General features: G+C 66.3%; 29 protein-coding genes. 9 read left to right on the top strand and 20 right to left on the bottom strand.

Annotation, left to right across the window (positions count from 1 at the left end; genetic code table 11):
- Positions 1–9 precede the first annotated feature (9 nt).
- The gene (locus tag QQK63_RS09200; protein WP_277824505.1) at positions 10–1,446 is read left to right on the top strand and encodes a cytochrome ubiquinol oxidase subunit I; all 1,437 of its coding nucleotides are present in this window, start codon (positions 10–12) and stop codon (positions 1,444–1,446) included.
- Positions 1,447–1,451: 5 nt separating this feature from the next.
- A complete protein-coding gene (locus QQK63_RS09195) occupies positions 1,452–2,465 on the top strand; it encodes a cytochrome d ubiquinol oxidase subunit II (RefSeq protein ID WP_277824503.1) in 1,014 nt (337 codons plus the stop codon).
- Positions 2,466–2,568: 103 nt separating this feature from the next.
- Here the strand turns inward: QQK63_RS09195 and QQK63_RS09190 are convergent, their stop codons facing one another.
- The 11 genes from QQK63_RS09190 to QQK63_RS09140 form a co-directional block, all read right to left on the bottom strand.
- On the bottom strand, positions 2,569–3,378 hold the full coding sequence (locus tag QQK63_RS09190) for a division plane positioning ATPase MipZ (protein WP_277824501.1): 810 nt from the start codon (positions 3,376–3,378) through the stop codon (positions 2,569–2,571).
- Positions 3,379–3,603: 225 nt separating this feature from the next.
- Complete coding sequence (gene rpmE / locus QQK63_RS09185; protein ID WP_277824499.1) at positions 3,604–3,825, bottom strand: 50S ribosomal protein L31; 222 nt, start codon at positions 3,823–3,825, stop codon at positions 3,604–3,606.
- An 11-nt stretch (positions 3,826–3,836) separates the two neighbouring features.
- Positions 3,837–4,220: a 50S ribosomal protein L19 gene (gene rplS / locus QQK63_RS09180; RefSeq protein ID WP_277824497.1), complete on the bottom strand. Its 384-nt coding sequence runs from the start codon at positions 4,218–4,220 to the stop codon at positions 3,837–3,839.
- Positions 4,221–4,482: 262 nt separating this feature from the next.
- Positions 4,483–5,292: a tRNA (guanosine(37)-N1)-methyltransferase TrmD gene (trmD, locus tag QQK63_RS09175; protein ID WP_277824495.1), complete on the bottom strand. Its 810-nt coding sequence runs from the start codon at positions 5,290–5,292 to the stop codon at positions 4,483–4,485.
- A gap of 43 nt (positions 5,293–5,335) precedes the next feature.
- Positions 5,336–5,842, bottom strand: a complete 507-nt coding sequence (gene rimM, locus QQK63_RS09170; RefSeq protein ID WP_277824493.1) for a ribosome maturation factor RimM — start codon at positions 5,840–5,842, stop codon at positions 5,336–5,338.
- A 52-nt stretch (positions 5,843–5,894) separates the two neighbouring features.
- On the bottom strand, positions 5,895–6,290 hold the full coding sequence (rpsP, locus tag QQK63_RS09165) for a 30S ribosomal protein S16 (RefSeq protein WP_277824491.1): 396 nt from the start codon (positions 6,288–6,290) through the stop codon (positions 5,895–5,897).
- 48 nt (positions 6,291–6,338) lie between these two features.
- Complete coding sequence (locus tag QQK63_RS09160; RefSeq protein ID WP_277825911.1) at positions 6,339–6,635, bottom strand: chorismate mutase; 297 nt, start codon at positions 6,633–6,635, stop codon at positions 6,339–6,341.
- Between the two features lie 26 nt (positions 6,636–6,661).
- Positions 6,662–7,210 (bottom strand): GNAT family N-acetyltransferase, encoded by a 549-nt coding sequence (locus QQK63_RS09155; RefSeq protein ID WP_277824489.1) that lies wholly within the window; start codon positions 7,208–7,210, stop codon positions 6,662–6,664.
- Positions 7,211–7,307: 97 nt separating this feature from the next.
- The gene (gene ffh / locus QQK63_RS09150; RefSeq protein WP_277824487.1) at positions 7,308–8,810 is read right to left on the bottom strand and encodes a signal recognition particle protein; all 1,503 of its coding nucleotides are present in this window, start codon (positions 8,808–8,810) and stop codon (positions 7,308–7,310) included.
- Positions 8,811–8,969: 159 nt separating this feature from the next.
- Positions 8,970–9,536: a hypothetical protein gene (locus tag QQK63_RS09145; RefSeq protein WP_277824485.1), complete on the bottom strand. Its 567-nt coding sequence runs from the start codon at positions 9,534–9,536 to the stop codon at positions 8,970–8,972.
- A gap of 42 nt (positions 9,537–9,578) precedes the next feature.
- Complete coding sequence (locus tag QQK63_RS09140) at positions 9,579–10,169, bottom strand: FMN-dependent NADH-azoreductase (protein WP_277824483.1); 591 nt, start codon at positions 10,167–10,169, stop codon at positions 9,579–9,581.
- A gap of 107 nt (positions 10,170–10,276) precedes the next feature.
- Between QQK63_RS09140 and QQK63_RS09135 the strand changes: the two genes are divergently transcribed.
- Both QQK63_RS09135 and QQK63_RS09130 read left to right on the top strand, forming a co-directional pair.
- Entirely contained in the window at positions 10,277–11,167 is an 891-nt protein-coding gene (locus QQK63_RS09135; protein WP_277824481.1) for a LysR family transcriptional regulator, read from the top strand.
- Between the two features lie 47 nt (positions 11,168–11,214).
- Positions 11,215–12,066, top strand: a complete 852-nt coding sequence (locus QQK63_RS09130; RefSeq protein ID WP_452596412.1) for a DMT family transporter — start codon at positions 11,215–11,217, stop codon at positions 12,064–12,066.
- A gap of 216 nt (positions 12,067–12,282) precedes the next feature.
- Here QQK63_RS09130 and QQK63_RS09125 read toward each other — a convergent pair whose 3' ends face one another.
- On the bottom strand, positions 12,283–12,621 hold the full coding sequence (locus tag QQK63_RS09125; RefSeq protein WP_277824476.1) for an ArsR/SmtB family transcription factor: 339 nt from the start codon (positions 12,619–12,621) through the stop codon (positions 12,283–12,285).
- Positions 12,622–12,851: 230 nt separating this feature from the next.
- Between QQK63_RS09125 and QQK63_RS09120 the strand changes: the two genes are divergently transcribed.
- From QQK63_RS09120 to QQK63_RS09100, 5 genes are all read left to right on the top strand, one after another.
- Positions 12,852–13,190 carry an AtpZ/AtpI family protein gene (locus QQK63_RS09120; RefSeq protein WP_277824474.1) on the top strand — a complete coding sequence of 113 codons (339 nt, stop codon included), beginning with the start codon at positions 12,852–12,854 and terminating at the stop codon, positions 13,188–13,190.
- Between the two features lie 55 nt (positions 13,191–13,245).
- Positions 13,246–14,043 carry a F0F1 ATP synthase subunit A gene (locus tag QQK63_RS09115; protein ID WP_277825908.1) on the top strand — a complete coding sequence of 266 codons (798 nt, stop codon included), beginning with the start codon at positions 13,246–13,248 and terminating at the stop codon, positions 14,041–14,043.
- Positions 14,044–14,110: 67 nt separating this feature from the next.
- Positions 14,111–14,347, top strand: coding sequence for a F0F1 ATP synthase subunit C (locus QQK63_RS09110; RefSeq protein ID WP_277824472.1), 237 nt, complete (start codon positions 14,111–14,113; stop codon positions 14,345–14,347).
- 86 nt (positions 14,348–14,433) lie between these two features.
- A complete protein-coding gene (locus QQK63_RS09105) occupies positions 14,434–14,970 on the top strand; it encodes a F0F1 ATP synthase subunit B' (protein WP_277824470.1) in 537 nt (178 codons plus the stop codon).
- Between the two features lie 6 nt (positions 14,971–14,976).
- The gene (locus tag QQK63_RS09100; RefSeq protein ID WP_277825906.1) at positions 14,977–15,549 is read left to right on the top strand and encodes a F0F1 ATP synthase subunit B; all 573 of its coding nucleotides are present in this window, start codon (positions 14,977–14,979) and stop codon (positions 15,547–15,549) included.
- A gap of 57 nt (positions 15,550–15,606) precedes the next feature.
- Here QQK63_RS09100 and QQK63_RS09095 read toward each other — a convergent pair whose 3' ends face one another.
- From QQK63_RS09095 to QQK63_RS09060, 8 genes are read right to left on the bottom strand one after another with little or no spacing between them, the layout of a single operon-like run.
- Positions 15,607–16,596, bottom strand: a complete 990-nt coding sequence (locus QQK63_RS09095) for a P1 family peptidase (protein ID WP_277824468.1) — start codon at positions 16,594–16,596, stop codon at positions 15,607–15,609.
- Positions 16,593–16,943, bottom strand: coding sequence for a hypothetical protein (locus tag QQK63_RS09090; RefSeq protein ID WP_277824466.1), 351 nt, complete (start codon positions 16,941–16,943; stop codon positions 16,593–16,595). The genes QQK63_RS09095 and QQK63_RS09090 overlap by 4 nt, the downstream gene beginning before the upstream one ends.
- Entirely contained in the window at positions 16,940–17,680 is a 741-nt protein-coding gene (locus tag QQK63_RS09085; RefSeq protein WP_277824464.1) for a glucose 1-dehydrogenase, read from the bottom strand. Before QQK63_RS09085 ends, QQK63_RS09090 begins: the two co-directional genes overlap by 4 nt.
- Entirely contained in the window at positions 17,677–18,087 is a 411-nt protein-coding gene (locus QQK63_RS09080) for an acyl-CoA thioesterase (RefSeq protein ID WP_277824463.1), read from the bottom strand. The genes QQK63_RS09085 and QQK63_RS09080 overlap by 4 nt, the downstream gene beginning before the upstream one ends.
- 4 nt (positions 18,088–18,091) lie before the next feature.
- Entirely contained in the window at positions 18,092–18,628 is a 537-nt protein-coding gene (locus QQK63_RS09075) for a hypothetical protein (RefSeq protein ID WP_277824461.1), read from the bottom strand.
- A gap of 60 nt (positions 18,629–18,688) precedes the next feature.
- Positions 18,689–20,134 carry an aldehyde dehydrogenase family protein gene (locus tag QQK63_RS09070; protein ID WP_277824458.1) on the bottom strand — a complete coding sequence of 482 codons (1,446 nt, stop codon included), beginning with the start codon at positions 20,132–20,134 and terminating at the stop codon, positions 18,689–18,691.
- On the bottom strand, positions 20,131–21,708 hold the full coding sequence (locus tag QQK63_RS09065; RefSeq protein ID WP_277824456.1) for an ABC transporter ATP-binding protein: 1,578 nt from the start codon (positions 21,706–21,708) through the stop codon (positions 20,131–20,133). Before QQK63_RS09065 ends, QQK63_RS09070 begins: the two co-directional genes overlap by 4 nt.
- Positions 21,705–22,529, bottom strand: coding sequence for an ABC transporter permease (locus tag QQK63_RS09060; RefSeq protein ID WP_277824454.1), 825 nt, complete (start codon positions 22,527–22,529; stop codon positions 21,705–21,707). Before QQK63_RS09060 ends, QQK63_RS09065 begins: the two co-directional genes overlap by 4 nt.
- Positions 22,530–22,531: the final 2 nt, after the last annotated feature.

Genomic DNA, 22,531 nt, shown 5'->3' with positions numbered 1-22,531 from the left:
AAGCAGATCATGGAAACGCTCGACACCCTTCTTCTGAGCCGCATTCAATTCGCGGCCAATATTTCGTTCCACATCCTGTTCCCGACGATCACCATCGCGCTGGGCTGGGTCCTGTTCTTTTTCCGTGTGCGTTTCGCGCAGACCGGGGACGAGAAATGGATGGCCTCCTACCGGTTCTGGGTGAAGATCTTTGCCCTGTCCTTTGCCATGGGCGTGGTGTCTGGCATCACCATGTCGTTCCAGTTCGGCACCAACTGGCCGGGCTTCATGGAGACGGTGGGCAATATCGCCGGGCCCCTGTTGGCCTATGAGGTGCTGACGGCCTTCTTCCTCGAGGCGGTGTTCATCGGCATCATGCTGTTCGGCTTTTCCCGCGTGCCGGGCTGGCTGCATATGCTGGCCACGGGGCTTGTCGCCTTCGGGACTACGATGTCGGCCTTCTGGATCATCGTGCTGAATTCGTGGATGCACACGCCGCAGGGCTTCGAGATGATCGACGGTCAGGCCTTTGCCACGGATTGGTGGGCGATCATCTTCAACCCGTCGATGCCCTACCGCTTTGCCCATATGATGCTGGCAAGCTTCCTGACGGTCGGCTTCCTGATCGCGGGGGTTTCGGCCTTTCGCTGGATCCTTGGTGACCGCTCGCGCGAAGTGCGGGCGATGCTGAAAACCGGCGTCGCCATCGGCGCGCTGCTGATCCCGGTGCAGATCTTCATGGGTGACCTGCACGGGCTGAACACCAAGGAATACCAGCCCGCCAAGGTCGCGGCGATGGAAGGCCTGTGGGAAACGCAGAACGGTGCGCCGCTCGTGCTGTTCGGGATCCCGGACGAGGAGGCACGCACCAACCGCATGGCGGTGGAAATCCCCGGTCTTGCCTCGTTCATCCTCACGCATGAGTGGGATGGCGAGTTGAAGGGTCTGAACGAGTTTGTCGCGGAGGACGGAACGCTGCTGCATCCGCCCGTCGCCCCGGTCTTCTGGTCCTTCCGCGTGATGGTGGGAACGGGCATGGCCATGCTGCTCCTGAGTTGGACCGCGGTCTGGTTCATGTGGCGCCGCCGCGCGCTGCACCAGGGGCGCATCGCGGGCCATTGGTTCGCGGTCGAGGGATTGCCCAAGCCGCTGCTCTGGGCGCTGGTGCCGATGGCCTTCTCGGGCTGGGTCGCCACGCTTGCAGGCTGGTACACGACGGAAATCGGCCGCCAGCCCTGGCTCGTGCAGGGTGTGATGACGACCGAGATGGCGGTGGCCGATGTGCCCGCGCCGATGGTGATGGGCACGCTGGTGACCTATCTTGCGATCTATGCCGCGCTTCTGGTCGCCTATATCGGGGTGATCGCCTATCTGGCGCGCAAGGCCGCCAAGGGCGAGGACGGGCGCGCGAATGACATGAACCATTCCGGCAAAGCCGGGGTGATGGCCCTGAACCCGGCGGAGTGAGTGCGATGTTGCCCGATTTCGCGAACCCCGCCGATTGGCTGCCTTGGGCCTTCGCCTCGCTCATGGGGTTGTCGATCCTGATCTATGTCGTGCTCGACGGGTTCGACCTGGGCGTCGGCATCCTGTTTCCGCTGGCCACGCCGGCGGAACAGGACAAGATGATCGGCTCCATCGGCCCGTTCTGGGATGCCAATGAAACATGGCTCGTGCTGGCGGTGGGGCTGCTTCTCGTCGCCTTTCCGGCGGCGCACGGGATGATCCTGACGGCGCTCTACCTGCCGGTTTTCGTGATGCTGGTGGGGTTGATCCTGCGCGGTGTCGCCTTCGAATTCCGGGCCAAGGCGCGGGATCACCACAAGCGCCTGTGGAACCGGCTGTTCTTTGTCGGCTCCCTGATGACCGCCTTGGCCCAAGGGTTCATGCTCGGCCTCTACATCATGGGGCTGGAGCAGACGCTCGCCACCTATGCCTTCGCGACGCTGACGGCGGTGTTTCTGGCCGTGGGCTACAGTTTCATCGGCTCCACATGGCTGATCCACAAGACCGAAGGCGTGTTGCAGGCGAAATCGGTGCGCTGGGGGCGTGAAAGCCTCTGGGGCGTGATCCTTGGTATCGGGGCGGTGTCGCTGGCGACCCCTCTGGTCTCCACCCGGATCTTCGACAAATGGTTGAGCTTTCCCGAAGTGATCTATCTTGCGCCCCTGCCGATCTTGTCGGGCCTGTTGATCTTGTGGCTGTGGCGGATGCTGCGCGCCATGCCCTATGCGGGGGATGCGCGGTCCTGGCTGCCCTTTGCCGTGGCGACGGCGCTTTTCGCCTTGGCCTATGTGGGCATGGCCTACAGTTTCTATCCTTACGTCGTCCCCGACAGGCTGACGATCTACGAGGCGGCCTCTGCCCCCGAAAGCCTGTTCATCATCTTCGTGGGGGCTTGCATCGTGGTGCCGGTGATCGCGGGCTATTCGGTGCTGGCCTATACGATCTTCCGCGGCAAGGCGACGGAACTGCGCTACGATTGAGGGGCCGGTCCTGATCCGCCCCCCTTCATCTTTCCGGAAATACGGCGGGGGTCCGGGGGCAGAGCCCCCGGCGGGTCGACGCGCAAGGCGCGGCGAAACAGGGTCAGAATTCGACGGTCACGCCGGGCAGGTTGAGCGCGCGCATCAGGTCGCGCAATTCCTGTCGTGCGGCAAGGTTCGAGATGTTGAGCCGGTCCACGCCCAACTCGCGCAGGTCCAAGAGCGTCATGCCGCTGGGGAACAGCTCGCGAAAGATGACGCGTTCCGAAAAGCCCGGCGCGATGCGGAAGCCGATGCGGGTCGACAGCGCCTCGAGCGCGCGGCCGACCTTGCGTTTGTTGTGCATCTGTTGGGTCGGCAGGCGGTTGCGGACCGCGATCCAGTCCATTGGTGTCAGGCCCGCGCGGGCGCGCAATTGGCGGGCGTGCCAGACCATCTCGGAATAGACGCTGGGGCCCTTGATCTCGTAGGTTTCGGGGTCGATCCGCGCCAGCAGGTCGAAATCGACGAAACTGTCGTTCATCGGCGTGATCAGCGTGTCGGCGAGGCTGTGGGCGACCTGGCTCAGGCGGGTGTGGCTGCCGGGGCAGTCGATCACGATGAAATCGCAGCGCGTCTCGAGATCGGCGACAGCGGCCGAGAGGCGTTTGTCGAGAATATTCTCGCCCTCGGAGAGGGTGGCGGGGTCGATCTCGGGCAGGTCTTTGAGTTCGGGGGCGGCCAAGTCGAGGCCGCGGGCCGCGATCGTGGCGCGGCGGTTTTCCATGTAGCGCGCGAAACTGCGCTGCCGCAGATCGAGGTCAAGCCCGCCGACCACATGGCCGAGCCGCACAAGCGCGGTTGCGACATGCATGGCGGTCGTGGATTTCCCCGATCCGCCCTTTTCATTGCCCAGAACGATGATATGCGCCACTGCCCGTCCCCCGGTTACGGCCCAAGATATGGACGCCCTCGTTGAGCGGGGCGCGATCTGTTGCGAAATCTACACGGATGCCGCCCGAAGGTTAAGCGCCAATCGCGGGCTGTGACCGCCGCCCTGCCGTGGCTTTCGCGGCACGGCAGCCCGATGTCGGGCCCCCAGACACGAACGCCGCCCGGCTGGGGCGGCGTCGCGGCTGTGACACAGCGGGGCGTCGGCTCAGAAGCCGAGGCCTTCGTATTTCTTCTTGAACTTCGACACGCGGCCGCCGGTGTCCATCAGGCGCTGGCCGCCACCGGTCCAGGCCGGGTGGACCGAGGGGTCGATGTCGAGCGACATGGTATCGCCTTCCTTGCCCCAGGTGGAGCGCATCTGGACGACGTCGCCGTTGGTCATCTTGACGTTGATGACGTGATAGTCGGGGTGGATGTCCTTTTTCATCACGTCGCTCCTTAGGCGTTCGCGCCGGCTTGCGGCTTGTAGGTGGTGTCCTCGGAAATCCGGGCGGACTTGCCGCGGCGGGCGCGCAGGTAATAGAGCTTGGCGCGACGGACCTTGCCGCGGCGGACAACCTCGATCGACTCGATGTTGGTGGAATGCAGCGGGAAAACGCGCTCCACGCCTTCACCGAAGGAAATCTTGCGCACGGTGAACGAACCGGCGATGCCCGAGCCGTTCTTGCGGCTGATGCAGACGCCTTCGTAGTTCTGGACGCGGGTGCGGGTGCCTTCGGTCACCTTGAAGCCGACGCGGATGGTGTCGCCGGCCTTGAAATCGGGAATGGTTTTCCCGAGGGCGGCGATTTGTTCCGCCTCGATCTGTGCGATCAGGTTCATCTGATCCGCTCCTTCATGTCTGCCCACGGTTTTGCCCGCGGAGGTCTGGTGGCCTATCGCCGAGAGCTCTGATCTTCGATCGGGTCCGCCTGTTTCCGCTTTGCGGGGCGCCCGTCAGAGGTCGTCTGGCCGTTGCTTGTCGTCTTGGTCCGTCATGGCTCGCGCGGAAGATCGCGCAAAACGGAAAGCAGCCGGGGGTAAGCCCGGCGTGCCTGCGGCGCGTATAGGCCCGGTTGCGGCCCTGATCAAGCCCAAATGAAGGTCAATCGCCCTTGGCGGCAAGGTGCGCGGCCCAGAGATCGGGGCGGCGTTCGGCGGTCAGGCGCTCGGCCTCGGCGCGGCGCCATTTCGCGATGGCACCGTGATTGCCCGACAGCAGAACCTCGGGGATGTCGCGGCCCTGCCAGCTGCGGGGCTGGGTGTATTGGGCATGTTCCAAAAGCCCGTCGGAAAAGCTTTCTTCCTCGGTCGAGGCGGCATTGCCGAGCACGCCGGGGATCAGGCGGACGGTCGCGTCGATCACGGCCTGTGCCGCGATTTCGCCCCCCGTGAGGACGAAATCGCCAAGGCTGATTTCCTCGAGCGCGAAGGCGTCGATGACGCGCTGATCCACGCCTTCGAAGCGGCCGCACAAGAGCGTCATGCCATCGGCGGCGGCAAAGCGGCGGGCGTCAGCCTGGGTGAAGGGTTTCCCGCGCGGCGAAAGGTAGACGCGGGGCCAGCGGGCGGGATCGTCGGGCGTGCCGTTGCCCGCCATGGACAGCGCGCGCCCCAGCACATCGGGTTTCATCACGAGCCCCGCGCCGCCGCCTGCGGGCGTGTCGTCGACCTGCCGGTGTTTGCCGGTGCCGAAGACGCGCAGGTCGATGGGATCGAGCGCCCAGAGCCCCTGTTGCAGCGCCTTGCCGGTGAGCGAGGCCCCGAGGACGCCGGGGAAAAGCTCGGGGAAGAGGGTCACGACACGGGCGCACCACGCGCCCTTGAGGCGTGGGGTGTCGCTCATCAATTCGCGCGGCTGCGCGTTGGCCGAGATGGCGAGGCGGCCGTGGGATCTGGTGGGCGGTGTGGGCATGGCGTGGCCTTGCTGCCGGGGCGCGCATCGCGCGGAAAGAGGATCAGTCGAAAAGCCCCTCGGGCGGGTCGATGATGACGCGGCGGGAGGCGAGATCGACGGTCGGCACGATGGCGCGGGTGAAGGGCACGAGCGCCGACCCCTTGAGGCCCGGGCCGCGCAATTCCAAGAGATCGCCCGCGCCATGGTTCAGGACGGCGGCGATCTTGCCCAGTTCGGCCCCGCCGGTGTCGAGCGCGGTCAGACCCAGAAGATCGGCGTGGTAGAATTCATCGTCGGGCAGGGCGGGCAGCGCGGTGCGTGGCGCGTAAAGCCTTGTGCCGCGCAAGCCATCGGCCTGTTCCTTGGTGGTCACGCCCGAAAGCCGGGCGGCCAGCCCCTGCGACACAGGGCGGGTCAGCGTCACCTCGAAGGTGCGGCTGCCATCCTCGGTCGAGAGGGGGCCATAGGCGGCGATATCCGCCGCCTCGGCGCAAAAGCTTTTCAGCCGCACCTCGCCACGGACGCCGAAGGCGCCCGCGATGGCCCCGACACAGACCCGGTCGCTCATGACCGGGCCCGCATCGGGAGCATATGTCCAAGGCGCGACATGCGCGGGCCGATTACTCGGTCGCTTCTTCGGCCGGAGCCTCGGCCGGAGCGGCGGCGGCTTCGGCGGCTTTCGCGGCCTTGGCTTCCTTTTCGGCGGCGCGTTCCTTGGCTTTCTTGCCCGGCTCGGCCTTGTTGGGGTTGTTGCGGGTCTTCTTGGTCAGAAGGCCAGCAGCTTCGAGGAAGCGGGCGACGCGATCGGTGGGCTGCGCGCCCTGATCCAGCCAATGCTTCACGCGGTCGAGGTCCATCTTGATGCGGTCCTCGCTGTCCTTGGCGAGCAGCGGGTTGTAGGTGCCCAGCTTCTCAAGGAAGCGGCCGTCGCGGGGCATGCGGCTGTCGGTGGCGACGATGCGGTAGAAGGGGCGCTTTTTCGTGCCGCCGCGGGCCAGTCGGATTTTCATTGCCATTGGTGTAACTCCTTCGATTGGCAGAGGTAAAGGTGGGTAGCACCCACCCTACGATTGGTGTTGTTCGTGGTGACGGATGACTTCGTCGATGACGAAGCGCAGGAACTTCTTGGCGAAGTCGGGGTCGAGGTCGGCCTGGATGGCCAGGTCTTCGAGCCGCGCGATCTGGGCCGCTTCGCGGGCCGGATCGGACGGGGGAAGGTCGTGTTCGGCTTTCAGTTTGCCGACGGCCTGCGTGTGCTTGAAGCGTTCGCCGAGCGTGTAGACGAGGATCGCGTCAAGCCGGTCGATGCTTTCGCGATGCCCCTTGAGCAGGGCAGCGGCGCGGGCGGTGGCGTCGGTCATCTCTTGTGCCTTTTGGGTCGTGTCGGTCATGCGCCCAGCACCTCGGCGGGGGCAGGGTGGCGCCAGACTTCGAGCGGTTCGTCGCGGTTGGGGCGGTCGGCGGCAAGGTCGAGCGTGCATCCCAGCCGCTTGGCCAGCGCGATCGAGCGGGCGTTGCGGGTGTCGATGTAGCTGACGGCCGTGGGCCAGCCGAGATCGGCATAGGCATGGCGGCGGATCGTCAGAAGCGCCTCGTGGGCGTAACCCTTGCCCTCGGCCTCGGGTGTCCAGATCATCCAGCCCAGTTCCGGCTCGGGCCAGTCGCCGGGCATCCACGGCCCGGCACAGCCGATGGGCTGGCCGGTGGCGCGGTCTTCCAGAACGAAGCTGCCCCAGCCGCAGAGATGCCAATGACCGGTGATGATGGCGAGGATGCGCCATGCCTGACCCAAGGTCTTGTCTGCGCCGCCGCCGATGAAGCGGGCGCGGTCGGACATGACGAAGGGGGCGAAGACCTCGAAATCGGAGGCCTTGGGGGCGCGCAGGATCAGGCGCGCGGTTTCCAGAACCGGGGTATCGGTCAGATGGGCGGTCATGCGCGGATATCCCCAGGGATCGCAAAGCGACAAGCCACGCGGGCTTTGCCTGTGGGCAAGCCTGTGGAGCGGTCGCAATTGGGGAAGGGGTGCGGCATCACTTCTTTTTCCCGAAGCCCGACAGTCCCGGCGGCAGCGCACCGCCGCCCATGCCCGGCAGGCCGCCCATGCCCATGCGGCGCGCGGCTTCTTCCATGGCCTTGGGGTCCATGCTGGCGGGGTCCATCCCCTTGAGCGCGTCGGGCGCGCCCTTGCCCATCAGCGCGCCGAGGCCGCCGCGCAGGAGGCCCTTTTTGCCCATCTTGCCGAGCTTCTTCATCGCATCGGCCATCTGGCGGTGCATCTTGAGCAGCTTGTTGAGGTCGGAGACGTCCTGCCCCGCGCCGGCGGCCACGCGTTTCTTGCGGCTGGCCTGCAGGAGATCGGGGTTGGCGCGTTCCTTTTTGGTCATGGAATTGATCAGCGCGATCTGGCGCTTGATCACCATGTCGTCGAAGCCCGCGTCATCCAGCTGCTTTTGCATCTTGGCCATGCCGGGCATCATTCCCATCATGCCCTTCATGCCGCCCATCTTCATCATCTGTTCGAGCTGGCCCTTGAGGTCGTTCATGTTGAACTGACCCTTCTGGAAGCGCTTCATCATCCGCTCGGCCTGTTCGGCCTCGAGCGTTTCTTGTGCGCGTTCCACGAGCGCCACGATGTCGCCCATGCCGAGGATGCGGCCCGCGATGCGCTGCGGCTCGAAGGTTTCGAGGGCGTCCATCTTTTCGCCCAGACCCACGAAGCGGATCGGCTTGCCGGTGACCGCGCGCATGGACAGCGCCGCACCGCCGCGCCCGTCGCCATCCATCCGGGTCAGCACAACGCCGGTGATGCCGATGCGGCTGTCGAAGTTTTCGGCGGTGGTCACGGCGTCCTGACCGGTCAGGCCGTCGACAACGAGCAGCGTTTCGCGGGGGTTGGCCACGTCGCGGACCGCTTCGACCTGCGCCATCAGCTCTTCGTCGATCGACAGGCGACCGGCGGTGTCGAGGAGGTAGACGTCATAGCCGCCAAGCGAGGCTTGCGTTTTCGCGCGCTTGGCGATGGCGACGGGATCCTCGCCCTTGACGATGGGCAGCGTGTCGACGCCGATCTGGAGCCCTAGAATGGCGAGTTGTTCCATGGCCGCGGGGCGGTTCACGTCGAGGGAGGCCATCAGGACCTTTTTGCCCTCGCGCTCTTTCAGGCGCTTGGCGATCTTGGCGGTGGTGGTGGTTTTGCCGCCGCCCTGAAGGCCGACCATCAGGACGGGGGCAGGGGGATTGTCGATCTTGAGGCGGCCCGGTTCCTCGTCGCCGGACAGGACGGCGATCAACTCGTCATGGACGATCTTGATGACCTGCTGGCCGGGGGTGACGGATTTGGTGACGGCGGCGCCGGTCGCCTTTTTCTCGACCGCCTTGATGAAATCGCGCGCGACGGGGAGCGAGACATCGGCCTCGAGCAGGGCCACGCGCACCTCGCGCATGGCGGTGCGCACGTCATCCTCGGACAGCGCGCCCTGCTTGGTGAGGCGGTCGAAGACGCCGGAAAGGCGTTCTGACAGGTTCTCGAACATGGGCCTTGGCCCCTTTCATCAATCTCGGTCTGCCCCTTGAGGTAAGGAGCGGCCGGAGATGCGCCAAGCCCAAACGGCATTTGCCCCCGTGGGCGAAACCTCGCTGACGGGGGGCGATCCCATGATGGAACACGGGACCGGGAAGCTGGCGCTTTCCGGCTATTGGCGGGCGGGATAGGCGGATTCCACCGCGCTGTCAATCGGGACGGGGGTGTCGCAGGCCAGCGTCAGGCTGGCGATATCGCCGCCGAGCCGGTCATAGCCCTGCGCGTGGAGCGCGAAGCTGCGGCGCAGGTCCATCGCGTCCCATGCGGCCTGATCGGTGGGCACAAGCGCCTCGGGCAGGCTGCCGGGGTGGCCATAGAGGCTGATCGTCATCGGGCCGCGATAGGCGATGCCTGCGAAATCCATGCCGGTCACGTTGCGGGCATGGACGGCCAGAAGGTCGGCCACCGGGTTGCCCGAGGTGGTGACGAGCGCCCAGACCTCGCCCCGGATGTCGGGGCCGAGGCGCATCTCGCCTTGGGCGAGGTGGACGGCGGCACCACCCTCGCCGGGGAAGGTGCGGCCGGTGAGGGTGAATTCCGCCTCGCCCGAAAGCGATGTTCCGGGGCGCGTGGTGCCGACGCCCTGGGTCACGGTGATCGTGAAGTCCAGGGTGCATGATTGCGCCTTGGCCGCGCCCGGTAGGCAGAGCGCGACGCTCAGGATCAGGGAGCGGAACATGGAGAGGATGATAACATGCCGCGCCGTTCCGGAAAGGGGGGCTCAGGCCGCAAGGTCGAGCGCGTCGATCTGGGCGGCGGCCGATGCGAGGGAGCCCGTATTGTCGATCATCAGTCGGTCGGCGGTGACGAAGCTGACATCGGTGATGCCGATGAAGCCCAACACATGGCGCAGGTAGCCCGTGGCGAAGTCGATCTCGGACCCGGCCTCGGTCCCGCCGGAGGCGACAGCGACGATGGCGCGTTTGCCGCTGAGAAGGCCGCGCGGACCGGCCTCGCTGTACCGGAAGGTCACGCCCGCACGGGCGACGAGGTCGATCCAGGCCTTGAGGGCGGAGGGGACGCCGAAATTGTAGATCGGCAGGCCGATCACGAGGGTATCGGCGGCCTGAAGCTCGGCGATGAGCCTGTCCGACAGGGCGAGCGCGGCGCGGTCGGTATCGGTGCGGCGGTCGGCGGGGGTCAGGTTGGCGCGGATCCACGCCTCGTCGATGAGCGGCAGGCCGGTGGCCAGATCGCGGGTCGTGACGATGGTGTGGGGGCCGGCCCGGTCGATGATCCGGTCCACGAGGTCGCGCGACACGGAACCGTCGCGGCGGGCGGAGGCGTCGATGCGGAGAATGTGCTGGGGCATGGTAGGGTTTCCTGTGCTTGTCGGAGGTATGCCCGCGAAAGATGTCCCTTGCAGAATGAGACACAATCTGCCCAAGCTGCGGCAGTTATGTGAGAGGGCGCACATAAATGTCCTTTGACCACTGGGACGAAATCCGGACCGCCTACCAGGTTGCGCGGGTCGGCACTGTGTCGGGTGCCGCCGAGGCACTCGGGGTGCATCATGCCACCGTCATCCGCCATATCGACGCGTTGGAAGGACGGCTTGGGGCCAAGCTGTTCCAGCGCCATGCGCGGGGATACACGCCGACGGAAGCAGGGCAGGACCTGCTGAATGTCGCGGCGCAGACCGACGACCAGTTCACGCAGCTTGCGGGCCGCATCAAGGGACGCGGCGACGAGGTGACGGGCGAATTGATTGTGACCTCGCTCGATGCGTTGTCGCCGCTGATCGTGCCCGCGATCGGGGAATTCATGGAGCGGCATCCCGACCTGCGGGTGCGGTTGATGACGGATCACCGGCTGTTCCGGCTGGAATATGGCGAGGCGCATGTCGCGATCCGGGCGGGCGCGCTGCCCGATCAGCCCGACAACGTGGTGCAGCCGTTTTTCACCCAGACGATCCGGTTAATGGCCGCGAAAAGCTATGTCGCCCGGTTCGGGACGCTGGAGCGCGGCAATGTCGAGGATCACCGGTTCATCGGCACGGTCGAGGACACGCCCCGCGCGCCCTATTTCCGGTGGCTGAACGAGCATGTTCCGGCCAGTTCGATCTATTTCCGCGCCACGTCGATGATGGCGGCCAAGGTGGCCGTGACTTCGGGGATGGGCATCGGATTTGTTCCGACATGGGAGACCGAGGGCGCGGATGGTCTGGTGGAGGTTCTGCCATCGCTGGAGGATTGGTCGGCGCGGATCTGGCTTGTCACGCACATGGACCTGCACCGGACAGCCAAGGTGCAGACCTTCGTGCGGTTCCTGAAGGACAAGGTGAAAACCTGGGGCGTCGATACGCCGTGACGCGCGGGGCGCTGCCGTCGGCCGAGGCCCGGCGCGGGCATCTGGCGATGCTGATGTTCTCGGCCCTCGTGGCGGGATCGTTCTCGCTGGGCGGTCAGGTCGCCAACGAGATCGACCCCGCCGCGCTGAATGCCGTGCGTTTCGTCATCGCGGCGACGGTGGTGGGGGTCGTGATCGTGGCGCGCGGGCAGGTGGCGGCGACGCGCGCGGCCTTTGTCGCGCCATGGCGCTACGGCATCCTTGGCGGGTTCTTCGCGCTTTATTTCGTGACGATGTTCGTGGGGCTGAAGACCGCGCCGCCGGTGTCTGCGGCGGCTGTGTTCACGCTGACGCCGGTGATGAGCGGGGTATTCGGCTACATCTTGCTGCGTCAGGTCATGGGCGCGCGCATCCGTCTGGCGCTGATGCTGGGGGCGGTTGGGGCGCTTTGGGTGATCTTTCGCGCCGATCCTGCGGCGCTGATGGCCTTCGAGATCGGGCGGGGCGAGGCGATATTTTTCTGGGGCTGCATGGCGCACGCGGCCTACACGCCCATGGTGCGGGTGCTCAACCGGGGTGAGCCGATCCTGAGCTTCACCTTCTGGACGCTGGCCGCGACGGCCTTGATCATCGGGATCTGGGGTTGGGGCGCGATCGTGGCGACGGATTGGGCGGCGCTGCGGCCGCTGGTCTGGGTGACGCTGGCCTATACGGCGGTCGCGGCCTCGTCGACGACGGTGTTCCTCGTGCAATTCGCATCCATGCGGCTGCCGTCCTCCAAGGTGATGGCCTATACCTATCTCACGCCGAGTTGGGTGTTGATGTGGGAATTGGCGCTGGGCCAGCCGATGCCACCCGTTCTTGTGTTGGGCGGGATCGGCCTGACGGTGATAGCGCTGGGATTGTTGCTGAAGGATTAGAGGGTTATGGCCTTTCGGCAAGGGATGCGATAATCAGACGCCATGAGAAGCATCATTTATCTTGTCGGCCTCGTCGTCATCGTACTGGCCATCCTGCGGTTCGCGGGCATCGCCTGAGGCGGGTCTGAGCGCGAGCGCCCCTGGCTGTGCTGGCGGGCGTTGTGCGGCCTATTCGGATTGGTGCCGGGGATGAGGCATCGCGGTGCGTGACGCGCGTCAGTCTGCATCCCTTTCGGTGCCGAGTTCGCGTTCGAGAAAGGCTTCGAAATCGTCGAGGTTGACCGGCTCGAACTGGCCGAAGGATTGCATCCAGACCGAGGCAGGTTTGAGCGCGTCGGGTTCGAGTTTGCACCATTTCACCCGGCCCCTCTTTTCTTGGGTGATCAAACCCGCGGCGGCGAGGATGGCGAGGTGTTTGGAGATCGCTGCCAACGACATCTGGAAGGGATGGGCGACATCGGTCACGGCCATGTCATCCTCGAGCAACATGCGCAGGATCTCGCGCCGGGTCGGGTCGGCGAGGGCTGCAAAGACGGTGTCGAGCGAGGCGGCCATGCGCGCCAGTAGACCCCGCCCCGCGCAATCGTCAACCGATCGGTTGAATATGCCTGTCGAGGCAAAACGCGCCTGCGCGGCCCCGGCGGACGGGATGACCGATTTGACGCACCCGTTGAAATTATAATTAATTCAATATCTTGGTTGGAAATCTCTGCGCTGCGGCGTGCGTTGACTCTGCGGCGCGCCCGGCATAGCGTCCGCCCGAATTCCCGTGGGGGTTTCAGGTTATGTCCGGGTCAGACGAAGCGGAGCGGTTGAGGGCTCTGGAGGCCCGGATCGCGGCGGCCCGCAAGGCCGAGGCGCCCGAACACCACATGGGGGAGCATTATTCGCAAGCGCATCTGGCGTGGCGGATGGTGATCGAGCTGGTCGCCGGTTTGGGGATCGGGTTCGGGATCGGCTTTGGGTTGGACGTGCTGTTGGGCACCAGACCGTGGCTGATGGTGATTTTCGTGGTCCTTGGCCTGATTGCCGGGATCAAGACGATGATACGCTCGGCCGAAGAGGTCCAGCGCAAGCAGGGTGACGCGGCCGGGACGGCTGCGGCGGAACGGGAAAAGGGGTAGCGACGTGGCAACCGAGAGCACCAACACCTCGGCTTCGGCAGGCGGCAAGGGTCGCATGGTGGCCTATGTCCTGATCGCGGTTGCGGCCGTTCTGTTCGGTCTGGCCTATGCCGACGGCTACGGCAGCCTTGCGATCCACCCGATGGACCAGTTCGAGGTCAAGCCGCTGTTCGGTGACGGCCCGATCCACTGGTACACGCCCACCAATGCGACGCTGTGGATGGGTCTGGCGATCGCTGCCATCGTGGCGCTGATGGTCATGGGCACCAAGGGCCGCGCGGTCATCCCCTCGCGCAGCCAGTCGATGGCGGAATTGGCCTATGGTTTCATCCGCAAGATGGTCGAGGATGTGGCGGGCAAGGACGCGCTGCCGTATTTCCCCTACATCTTCACGGCCTTCCTGTTCATCCTGTTCGCCAACTTCCTTGCGCTGATCCCCACGAGCTTTTCGCCCACCTCGCATATCGCGGTTACGGTGATCTTGGCGCTGACGGTGTTCATCAGCGTGACGGTCATCGGCTTCGTCAAGAATGGCGCGGGTTTCCTGAGCCTGTTCTGGGTCAGCTCGGCGCCGCTGGTGCTGCGCCCGGTTCTGGCGATCATCGAAGTCATCTCGTACTGCGTGCGCCCTGTCAGCCATTCGGTGCGACTGGCGGGCGCGGTCATGGCGGGCCACGCGGTTCTCAAGGTGTTCGCGGGTTTCGCGGGCGCGCTGGGCCTTGCGGGCATCGCGCCGGTCTTTGGCGTGATCGCAATCTACGGCCTCGAGGTGCTGGTCGCCGCGATCCAGGCCTATGTGTTCACCATTCTCACCTGCGTCTACCTCAAGGACGCATTGCACCCGCATCACTGAACGCAGCGGTGGGCAGCATTGCCCACCCTACGGATTTCTCGAACTTCCAACGTAAGGAGATACCATCATGGAAGGCGATATCGCACAACTCGGCCAGTTCGTCGGCGCAGGCATTGCAGGTCTGGGCGCTGGTCTGGCGGCACTGGGTGTCGGCAACGTGGCCGGCAACTTCCTCGCGGGCGCGCTGCGCAATCCGTCGGCTGCGGCCGGTCAGACCGCGACGCTCTTCATCGGCATCGCCTTCGCGGAAGCACTGGGGATCTTCTCGTTCCTCGTCGCGCTTCTGCTGATGTTCGCCGTCTGAGCACCTGACGACCCATCATCCTTACGGCCGGGGCGTTGCCATTTGGTGCGACGCTCCGGTGGGTTTCCGGTTCCAGGAGGAATTTCATGGCCGAGGTCGCCAGCACGGGTGCCGCCGCAGGCGGTGAGGCGGGTATCCCGCAACTCGCATTCGACACGTTCCCCAACCAGATCTTCTGGCTGGTGGTGTCGTTGGTCGCCATCTATTTCATCCTGAGCCGCGTCGCGCTGCCCCGGATCGCTGCGGTTCTGGCCGAGCGGCAGGGCACGCTGACCAATGATCTGGCCGCGGCCGAGGATCTGAAGCGGAAGGCCGTCGAGGCCGAAGCCGCCTACAACAAGGCATTGGCCGATGCGCGCACCGAAGCGCAGAAGATCGCCGAGGAGACCCGCGCGGGCATCCAGGCCGATCTGAACGAGGCCATCGCCAAGGCGGATGCCGAGATTGCCGCCAAGGCCGCCGAGAGCGAAGCGCGCATCGCCGAGATTCAGGCCGGTGCGGTGCAGAGCATCGAGGAGGTCGCCAAGTCGATCGCGGGCGATATCGCCGCAGCGGTCGCGCCGGGCGCCTCGGTCGATGCCGATGCCATCGCCAACGCCGTTTCAGCGCGTGTGAAAGGGTAAGCCATGATGAAGAACCTTCTGGCGGTGAGCCTTTTCCTTGTTCCCGGTGTGGCGCTTGCCGCTGAGGACAAGCCCCACGGGTTGTTCGACCCTTCGCTGGGCAATACCGATTTCGTGGTCCTGATCGGCTTTTTGCTGTTTCTGGCCATCATCTTCTACTTCAACGTGCCCGCGATGCTGGGTGGCATGCTCGACAAGCGGGCCGAAGGCATCAAGGCCGATCTGGACGAGGCGCGCGCGCTGCGTGATGAAGCCCAGAGCCTGCTGGCTTCCTACGAGCGCAAGAGCCGCGAAGTGGCCGACCAAGCCGACCGGATCGTCGCGCAGGCCAAGGCCGATGCGGAGGCCGCTGCGGCACAGGCGCGGGCCGATCTGGAGAAATCCATCGCGCGCCGTTTGGCCGCTGCCGAAGAGCAGATCGCCAGCGCCGAGGACAAGGCCGTGCGTTCGGTTCGCAACCGCGCGGTCGAGGTGGCCATCGCCGCCGCTGCCGAAACGCTGACCAAGAGCCTTGGCGCATCGCAGGCCAACGGGTTCATCGACGATGCCATCGCGCAGGTGGAGAGCCGCCTGCACTGAGCGCCGCGCATCGAGAGACGAGAAAAACCCCGGATCGACGATCCGGGGTTTTTTCGTTCAGCTGAAGCGATCGTGCCATGTCGGCTTGGTGTCGCCCGGCGCGGATGTGGCGGCGTGGATCCCGCGTGCGATGGCGCGGGCCAGGCACAGGGCGGCCAGATGGCCCAGCATGAGTGCGCCGCGCCCCGGATCGGGCAGGGAGCGCGCGCCGGTGGCGGCGGCAAAGACGATATCGCCATCCATCGGTGTGTGGCTGGGCCAGATTGCGCGGGCCATGCCGTCATGGGCGGCGATGGCCATGCGCGTGGCTTGTGCCTGCGTCAGGGCGGCGTCCGTGGCGACGATGGCGATGGTGGTGTTGCGGGTCTCGTGTCCCTTGACCGGGGGAATGGCGTGGGGGTCGAAACCCTGCGCCATGCCAAGCCCACCGAATTCGTCGCCCATCTCGAAGGGGGCGGCCCAGAAGTGGGGCCCATCGCCGACGGTGACGCGACCCAGCGCATTGACGGCGACAAGGGCGCCGACCGTCACCCCCTCCCAAATAGCGGAGGCGGAGCCGAGACCGCCCTTGAGATCGGCGATAAGTGCGCCGGTGCCTGCCCCTTCGGAGCCGAGGGTGAAGGTCTTCGTGGCATTGGCAAGGGCTGCTGCGCCGAGCGGTTTGTAGGGGTTGTCGGTCCACGCCTTCTCGCCGCCGTTCAGGAGGTCGAACAGGATCGCGCCCGGTACGATGGGGACGGTCTGGTCGCCGACGACGAAGCCACGCCCCTGTGCGCGGAGTGCATCGGCCACGCCCGAGGCCGCATCGAGGCCGAAGGCGGACCCACCGGCGAGGACAAGGGCATCGGCCTCCTGCACAAGTTTGTCGGGGGCAAGAAGGTCGGTTTCGCGGGTGCCGGGTGCCCCGCCCATGACATGGACCGCGGCGGTGAAGGGGCGGTCGCCCACCAGAACCGTCGCCCCTGTCTTGATGCGGTCATCCCGCGCATTGCCCACGCGCAGGCCCGCGACATCGGTGATCAGGTTCAGGGGGCCGGGGCGGATCATGGTCCGGGCCGCTCAGTGACCAGATGGGGGATATGGCCGCGCCAGATGCCCAGATGCGGCAGCGCGGGCGTGTCGGGCAGGGGACAGTCGAGGCCGGGATAAGCGGCGGGCAGGATGAGGATGAGCGTGTTCCATGCGCCTCCCGCCGCTGCGATTTCGTCGGCGGTGTCGGGGTCGAAGCGGGCGCGAAGCCGGGTGGCGGGGCGTTCGCGGATCACCTCGACATGCTCCAGCGCCAGATCCGGGCAGGCGGTCAGCAGGTAGGCAAAGGCCTGCGGCTGGCCCGCGAATTGGCCCGCGTGGACCACGATATCGCAGGGCAGATCGTGGCGGGTGTAGCCCGTCATATGCAGCGGCCCCCGTCCACCTCCAAGGCGGCGCCGGTGATCATGGAGGCGGCGTCGGAACACAGGAAGGCCGCCGCTTCGCCCATGTCGTCGGGGGTGGAGAAGCGCCCGAGCGGGATGGTGGAGAGGAATTTCGCCCGCATCTCGGGCGTATCCTCGCCCATGAAGCTGCTGAGAAGGGGCGTTTCACCCGCGACCGGGCAAAGCGCGTTGACGCGCACGCCCGCAGGGGCAAGCTCGACCGCCATGGTCTTGGTCGCGGTGATCATCCAGCCCTTGGAGGCATTGTACCAGTTGAGGCGCGGCCGGGGCGATAGGCCCGCGGTCGAGGCGATGTTGAGGATCGCGCCCGTGCCCGCCGCCTTCATCCCCGGCACGATTTCGCGCGCGGTCAGATAGACGGATTTAGCGTTGACGGCGAGGACGCGGTCGAATTCCTCCTCGGTCACATCCTCCATCGGTTTGGGCAGATGGGTCATGCCTGCGTTGTTCACGAGGATGTCGATTTTGCCCCATGCGTCGCGCGCCGCCTTGGCCATGGCGGCGACGGAGGGGCCGTTCGCCACGTCGACCGTGCAGGCGATGCCGGCGATTTCGCTGGCGATCGCCTCGGCGGCGGCGGTGTTGATGTCGGCGACCATGACGGTCGCGCCTTCGCGGGCGAAGATGCGCGCGATGCCCGCGCCAAAGCCCGAGCCCGCGCCGGTGACGATGGCTGTTTTTCCGATGAGTCTCATGATGCCTCCCTCAAGCGTTCGAGTGCCTGCCGCAGATCGTCGGGGATGGGCAGGGCGCGCCGGTCGGTCAGGTCGAAATGGACCGAGACGTTTTCGGCGGTAAAGACGGTCGCGCCATCCGACAGGCGCTTCATCACATGGGCGAAGCGGGCGGATTTGGTGCCGATGTGCAGGACGCGGCTGTCCATGGTCAGCACGTCGCCCGCCAGCATCTCGGCCCGATAGTCGCATTCGATCCGGGCGGCGACGAAAGAGCGTTGGGTGGCCGCGATGGCGGCACGGTCGAGGCCCGCGAGGCCCTGTATGGTGAACATCGCGTCGGACACGGCATCGACATAGGCCGCCACGTTCATGTGGCCGAGGATGTCGCAATCGCGGGGGGCCACGGGGCGGCGGAGTGTCTGCATCGCGTCAGGCCCGAGCAAGGTCGATGGCGCGGGCGCGCCGCATCGGCCAGAAGGCCAGAAGCGCGCCAAGCCCCCCGGCGACGTAGCTTGCGTCATGCATGAAGCCCGCACGCAGGAAATCGGCGCGGTCGATCCCTTGGGGCAGGGTCAGAACGCCGTCGAGGATGCCTGTGCTCACCGCTGCGATGCCGCCGACAAGCCCCGCAAGGGCTGCGAAGGTGGCGAGGACAAGGACAAGGCCGATGGCCCCGATCCCGGCGGCAAGGTAGCTGCGGGCGTTCGGCACGGTGAAAAGCCCATAGAGAAAGGCGGGCAGGCTGACGAGCGCGCCCATCCACCAACTGGCCAGAACGCCGACCTGCGCCGCGCCGAAGCGCGGGGCGGTGGTATCGGGAATGCCGAACTGCGGGAACTTGATATCGTGGAAATAGGCCGGGCCGACCGAATAGCTGAGCTGGTTGTGGAGCGCACCGAAGATCGCCGCCGAGAGCGCGGCCAGTGCCACGAGCAGGAAGAAGGTCGGGAATTTTCCAAGCGTCATGGCTGTCTCGGGCGTTGTTTTGCCCCCAGCCTAGCGGGGGCTTTCGGGGGCGTCCATGGCTCAGCCATGATGGGCGGCGACTGTCTTGAGGCTGGTCATGGCATAAAGCGCCTCGAAGCCCTTTTCGCGGCCATGGCCCGACAGGCCCGTGCCGCCGAAGGGCAGTTCCACGCCGCCCGCCGCGCCGTAATTGTTGAGAAAGACCTGCCCCGCGCGGAGCCGCTTGGCGAGCCGCATCTGGCGGCCCCCGTCGCGCGACCAGACCGAGGCGACAAGGCCGTAGGCCGTGCCATTGGCGATGCGGATCGCGTCGTCGTCGTCCTCGAAGGGGAGGATGATCTGGACGGGGCCGAAGATTTCCTCCTGCGCCAAGGGGTGATCGGGGCCGGGGCCCGCGATGAGGGTGGGTGCGATGTAATGGCCGCCCGGCGGCAGGTCGGGGGCAAGTTGGCCGCGGGCGAGGATATGGGCGGGGTCCGCCATCGACAGGTAGCGTTCCACGATCCCTTTCTGGCGGGCCGAGATGAGGGGGCCGGTGCGCAGATCGGCGGTGGCGGGGCCGGTCGTCAGGGCGCGATAGGCTTCGGCCATGCGGTCACAAACCTCGGCATAAATGGACCGTTCCACGAGGATGCGGGAGGAGGCGGAACAGGTCTGGCCCGCGTTCTGGATGCCCGCGTTCACCAGATAGGGGAGGGCCGCGTCCAGATCGGCATCGGCAAAGACGAGTTGCGGGGATTTGCCACCCAATTCCAGCGTGACGGGCACCACGTTTTCGGCCGCTGCCGCCTGCACGCGGCGGCCGGTGGCGACCGATCCGGTGAAGGAGATATGGCGGATGCCCGGATGGGCGGTCAGCGCCGCCCCGGCCTCGGCCCCCAGCCCCGGCACCACGTTCAGCGCGCCGGCGGGCAGGCCCGCCTGATGGGCGAGATCGGCGAAGGCGAGCGCTGTCAGACACGCCTCCTCGGCCGGTTTGAGGACGCAGGCGTTGCCAGCGGCAAGGGCTGCGCCGACCGAGCGGCCGATGATCTGCATCGGGTAGTTCCACGGCACGATATGGCCGGTCACTCCATGCGGTTCGCGGAGCGTGTAGACGGTAAAGCCATTCTGGAATGGGATCGTTTCGCCCATCAGCTTGTCGGCGGCACCGGCGTAGAATTCGCAGTAGCGGGCCAGCGCGATCACGTCGTTGCGGGCTTGGGTCAGCGGTTTGCCGACGTCCGTCGCCTCCATCAGCGCCAATTGGTCGATGTGGTCGAGGACGAGTTGGCCGAGACGGGCAAGGATACGGCCGCGTTCAAAGGCGGGGGTCGCGCCCCATGCGCCTTCCAGCGCGGCCTCGGCCGCCGTGACGGCGGCGTCGATATCGGCGGGGCCGCCACGGGCGATGCGCGCGACCTCTGCCCCTGTCGATGGGTCGATGACGGGCAGGGTTTCACCGCTGGCGCAGGGCTGCCATTGGCCGCCGATGAAAACGCGGGAAGGATCGAACCAAGGTGTCATGCAAGACGCTCCGTCATGTCGGGAAGCCGTGGGGCGGCTTTCAGCAGGTGTTGTGTATAGGGATGGCTGGGCCGGTCGAAAACATCGGCCGTGGGCCCCTGTTCCACGATCTCGCCCGCCTGCATCACCAAAACGCGGTCGGTGATGGCGCGCACCACCGTCAGGTCATGCGAGATGAAGAGATAGGACAGGCCGAAGGCGCCCTGAAGCTCGGCCAGCAGGTCCAGGATGCGGGCGCGGACCGACACGTCGAGGGCCGACACGGCTTCGTCCAGTACGAGGATCCGGGGCTGCGTGATCAGCGCGCGGGCGATGGCGATGCGCTGACGCTGGCCACCGGAAAATTCGTGCGGGTACTTGTCCATGTCCTCGGGCGCGAGATGGACGGCGCGGAGCGCCTCGGCCACGCGGGCGCGGCGGTCTGCGCCACGCGGCGCATCGGGCAGGAGATGGAAGGGTTCGGAGATGATCTGGTCGACGCGCCAACGGGGATCGAAGCTGCCGTAAGGGTCTTGGAACACGACCTGAATGCCTGCGCGCGTGCTGTCGGGCATCTTGGGCAGGATCGATCGGCCGAAGATGCGGATATCGCCACCCTGCACCGGGTCGAGGCCCAGAAGCGCGCGGGTGAGCGTGGATTTTCCGCAGCCCGATTCGCCCACCAGCCCGAGGCTTTCGCCGCGATGGAGGGTAAAGCCGACACCCCGGACTGCGGCGACGGGTGGGCCGCGGCGCAGAAGCGTTCGGGCACCGGGATAGATGCGGTGGAGATCTTCGACGACCATCAGCGGTTCGTCTGCGCGGTGCACCCGCCGGGAGGGCGTGTGTGCGGAGGCGGCAAAAAGCGCCGCCGTATAGGGGTGGCGACGCTGTGCGAGAACCTGCGCGGTGGAACCGCTCTCCACGATTGCACCGGTCTGCATCACGGCAATCCGGTCTGCCATGTCGGCCACGACGGCAAGGTCATGGGTGATCAGAAGGAGGGATAGCCCATCCTCGGCCACCAGAGATTTCAGGAGGTCGAGGATCTGCGCCTGTGTCGTCACATCCAGCGCGGTGGTGGGTTCATCCGCGATCAGGAGGCGTGGGTTGAGCGCGATGGCAGCCGCGATGCAGACGCGTTGCCGCTGGCCGCCGGACAGTTCATGCGGATAGCGGTCGAGGGGGATGGCGGAGAGGCCGACGCGGTCGAGCCGGTCGCGCGCGATGCGTTGCGCCTCGGCCCGGGTGGCGCGGCCATGGATCACCAGCGTTTCGGCCACCTGTGCGCCGATGGTCTGCAGCGGGTTGAGCGCGGTCATCGGCTCTTGGAAGATCATGCCGATGTCGTTGCCACGCAGCTTGCACAGCGCGGCTTCGGGCAGGGTCAGGAGATCGGTCTCATCGAGCAGGGCCGTGCCGGTCGTGCGCGCGCCCTGCGGCAGAAGACCCATCAGCGCCAGCGCCGTCATGGATTTGCCCGAGCCACTTTCCCCGACAAGGCCGAGAATTTCGCCCGGCGCGATGTCGAGCGAGACACCCCGCAGGATCGGCGTGCCATGGATAGAGAGCGAGAGGTCGCGGATGGCGATCATGCGCGGCCCCGGCGCAGGCGCGGGTCGAGCGCGTCGCGCAACCCGTCGCCCATCAGGTTCAGGCCCAGGACCGTCATCACGATGGCCAGTCCCGGCAGCACGGCCAGCATCGGATGGGTGTAGATCATCGTCTGCGCTTCCGACAGCATCCGGCCCCAGCTGGGTGTGGGCGGCTGCGCGCCAAGGCCGACGTAGCTGAGCGCTGCCTCGGCGAGGATGCCGAGGGAGAACTGGATCGTGGCCTGAACGATCAGGAGGTTCGCGATATTGGGCAAGACATGTTCGGCGCTGATGCGGATGCGCCCCTTGCCCGCCGTTTGGGCCGCGCGGATGAAATCGCGGGTCCAGATCGGCAGGGCCGCGCCACGCGCGACGCGGGCAAAGACGGGGATGTTGAAGATGCCGATGGCAAGGATCGCGTTGGTGGCAGATGGCCCGTAGCGCGCGGTGATCAGGATGGCGATGACGAGGCTGGGAAAGGCGAAGATCAGGTCATTGCCGCGCATGATGATCTCGTCCAGCCAGCTGCCCCGGTTGGCGGCGGCGGCCAGGCCTAGCGGCACGCCAAGGGCCACGCCGATCCCCACGGCAAGGATCGCAACCGCGATGGAAGTTTGCGCGCCGACCATCAGCATCGACAGGATATCGCGGCCAAGCTGGTCGGTGCCCAACAGGTGCGTGGCCGAGGGCGGTTGCAGCCGGTTGGCGATCGCCACGCCGTCGATGGCATGGGGCACCCAGAGAAGCGAGACGAGCGCCGCCGCGAGGAACAGGCCCGAAAGGGCGGCGCCAAGGATCAGGGCAGGGGGCAGACGGGTCATCC

Origin of the sequence: Roseicyclus marinus (assembly GCF_030163795.1) — a bacterium.
Classification (GTDB): domain Bacteria; phylum Pseudomonadota; class Alphaproteobacteria; order Rhodobacterales; family Rhodobacteraceae; genus Roseicyclus; species Roseicyclus marinus.
This window is presented reverse-complemented; position numbering and strand designations above follow the sequence as displayed.

What these genes read in the sequence shown, in the direction of transcription:
- QQK63_RS09075 (WP_277824461.1), bottom strand. Translation starts at nt 18,628, where the DNA reads ATGACGCTTGGAAAATTCCCGACCTTCTTCCTGCTCGTGGCACTGGCC.
- rpsP (WP_277824491.1), bottom strand. Translation starts at nt 6,290, where the DNA reads ATGGCAATGAAAATCCGACTGGCCCGCGGCGGCACGAAAAAGCGCCCC.
- rplS (WP_277824497.1), bottom strand. Translation starts at nt 4,220, where the DNA reads ATGAACCTGATCGCACAGATCGAGGCGGAACAAATCGCCGCCCTCGGG.
- QQK63_RS09065 (WP_277824456.1), bottom strand. Translation starts at nt 21,708, where the DNA reads ATGATCGCCATCCGCGACCTCTCGCTCTCTATCCATGGCACGCCGATC.
- QQK63_RS09155 (WP_277824489.1), bottom strand. Translation starts at nt 7,210, where the DNA reads ATGACCGCCCATCTGACCGATACCCCGGTTCTGGAAACCGCGCGCCTG.
- QQK63_RS09100 (WP_277825906.1), top strand. Translation starts at nt 14,977, where the DNA reads ATGAAGAACCTTCTGGCGGTGAGCCTTTTCCTTGTTCCCGGTGTGGCG.
- rpmE (WP_277824499.1), bottom strand. Translation starts at nt 3,825, where the DNA reads ATGAAAAAGGACATCCACCCCGACTATCACGTCATCAACGTCAAGATG.
- QQK63_RS09070 (WP_277824458.1), bottom strand. Translation starts at nt 20,134, where the DNA reads ATGACACCTTGGTTCGATCCTTCCCGCGTTTTCATCGGCGGCCAATGG.
- QQK63_RS09090 (WP_277824466.1), bottom strand. Translation starts at nt 16,943, where the DNA reads ATGACGGGCTACACCCGCCACGATCTGCCCTGCGATATCGTGGTCCAC.
- QQK63_RS09125 (WP_277824476.1), bottom strand. Translation starts at nt 12,621, where the DNA reads ATGGCCGCCTCGCTCGACACCGTCTTTGCAGCCCTCGCCGACCCGACC.
- QQK63_RS09095 (WP_277824468.1), bottom strand. Translation starts at nt 16,596, where the DNA reads ATGATCCGCCCCGGCCCCCTGAACCTGATCACCGATGTCGCGGGCCTG.
- QQK63_RS09200 (WP_277824505.1), top strand. Translation starts at nt 10, where the DNA reads ATGGAAACGCTCGACACCCTTCTTCTGAGCCGCATTCAATTCGCGGCC.
- QQK63_RS09130 (WP_452596412.1), top strand. Translation starts at nt 11,215, where the DNA reads ATGCTGATGTTCTCGGCCCTCGTGGCGGGATCGTTCTCGCTGGGCGGT.
- QQK63_RS09140 (WP_277824483.1), bottom strand. Translation starts at nt 10,169, where the DNA reads ATGCCCCAGCACATTCTCCGCATCGACGCCTCCGCCCGCCGCGACGGT.
- QQK63_RS09195 (WP_277824503.1), top strand. Translation starts at nt 1,452, where the DNA reads ATGTTGCCCGATTTCGCGAACCCCGCCGATTGGCTGCCTTGGGCCTTC.
- QQK63_RS09085 (WP_277824464.1), bottom strand. Translation starts at nt 17,680, where the DNA reads ATGAGACTCATCGGAAAAACAGCCATCGTCACCGGCGCGGGCTCGGGC.
- QQK63_RS09160 (WP_277825911.1), bottom strand. Translation starts at nt 6,635, where the DNA reads ATGACCGACGCCACCGCCCGCGCCGCTGCCCTGCTCAAGGGGCATCGC.
- QQK63_RS09145 (WP_277824485.1), bottom strand. Translation starts at nt 9,536, where the DNA reads ATGTTCCGCTCCCTGATCCTGAGCGTCGCGCTCTGCCTACCGGGCGCG.
- trmD (WP_277824495.1), bottom strand. Translation starts at nt 5,292, where the DNA reads ATGCCCACACCGCCCACCAGATCCCACGGCCGCCTCGCCATCTCGGCC.
- QQK63_RS09120 (WP_277824474.1), top strand. Translation starts at nt 12,852, where the DNA reads ATGTCCGGGTCAGACGAAGCGGAGCGGTTGAGGGCTCTGGAGGCCCGG.
- QQK63_RS09060 (WP_277824454.1), bottom strand. Translation starts at nt 22,529, where the DNA reads ATGACCCGTCTGCCCCCTGCCCTGATCCTTGGCGCCGCCCTTTCGGGC.
- QQK63_RS09115 (WP_277825908.1), top strand. Translation starts at nt 13,246, where the DNA reads ATGGTGGCCTATGTCCTGATCGCGGTTGCGGCCGTTCTGTTCGGTCTG.
- QQK63_RS09080 (WP_277824463.1), bottom strand. Translation starts at nt 18,087, where the DNA reads ATGCAGACACTCCGCCGCCCCGTGGCCCCCCGCGATTGCGACATCCTC.
- QQK63_RS09135 (WP_277824481.1), top strand. Translation starts at nt 10,277, where the DNA reads ATGTCCTTTGACCACTGGGACGAAATCCGGACCGCCTACCAGGTTGCG.
- rimM (WP_277824493.1), bottom strand. Translation starts at nt 5,842, where the DNA reads ATGAGCGACCGGGTCTGTGTCGGGGCCATCGCGGGCGCCTTCGGCGTC.
- ffh (WP_277824487.1), bottom strand. Translation starts at nt 8,810, where the DNA reads ATGTTCGAGAACCTGTCAGAACGCCTTTCCGGCGTCTTCGACCGCCTC.
- QQK63_RS09110 (WP_277824472.1), top strand. Translation starts at nt 14,111, where the DNA reads ATGGAAGGCGATATCGCACAACTCGGCCAGTTCGTCGGCGCAGGCATT.
- QQK63_RS09105 (WP_277824470.1), top strand. Translation starts at nt 14,434, where the DNA reads ATGGCCGAGGTCGCCAGCACGGGTGCCGCCGCAGGCGGTGAGGCGGGT.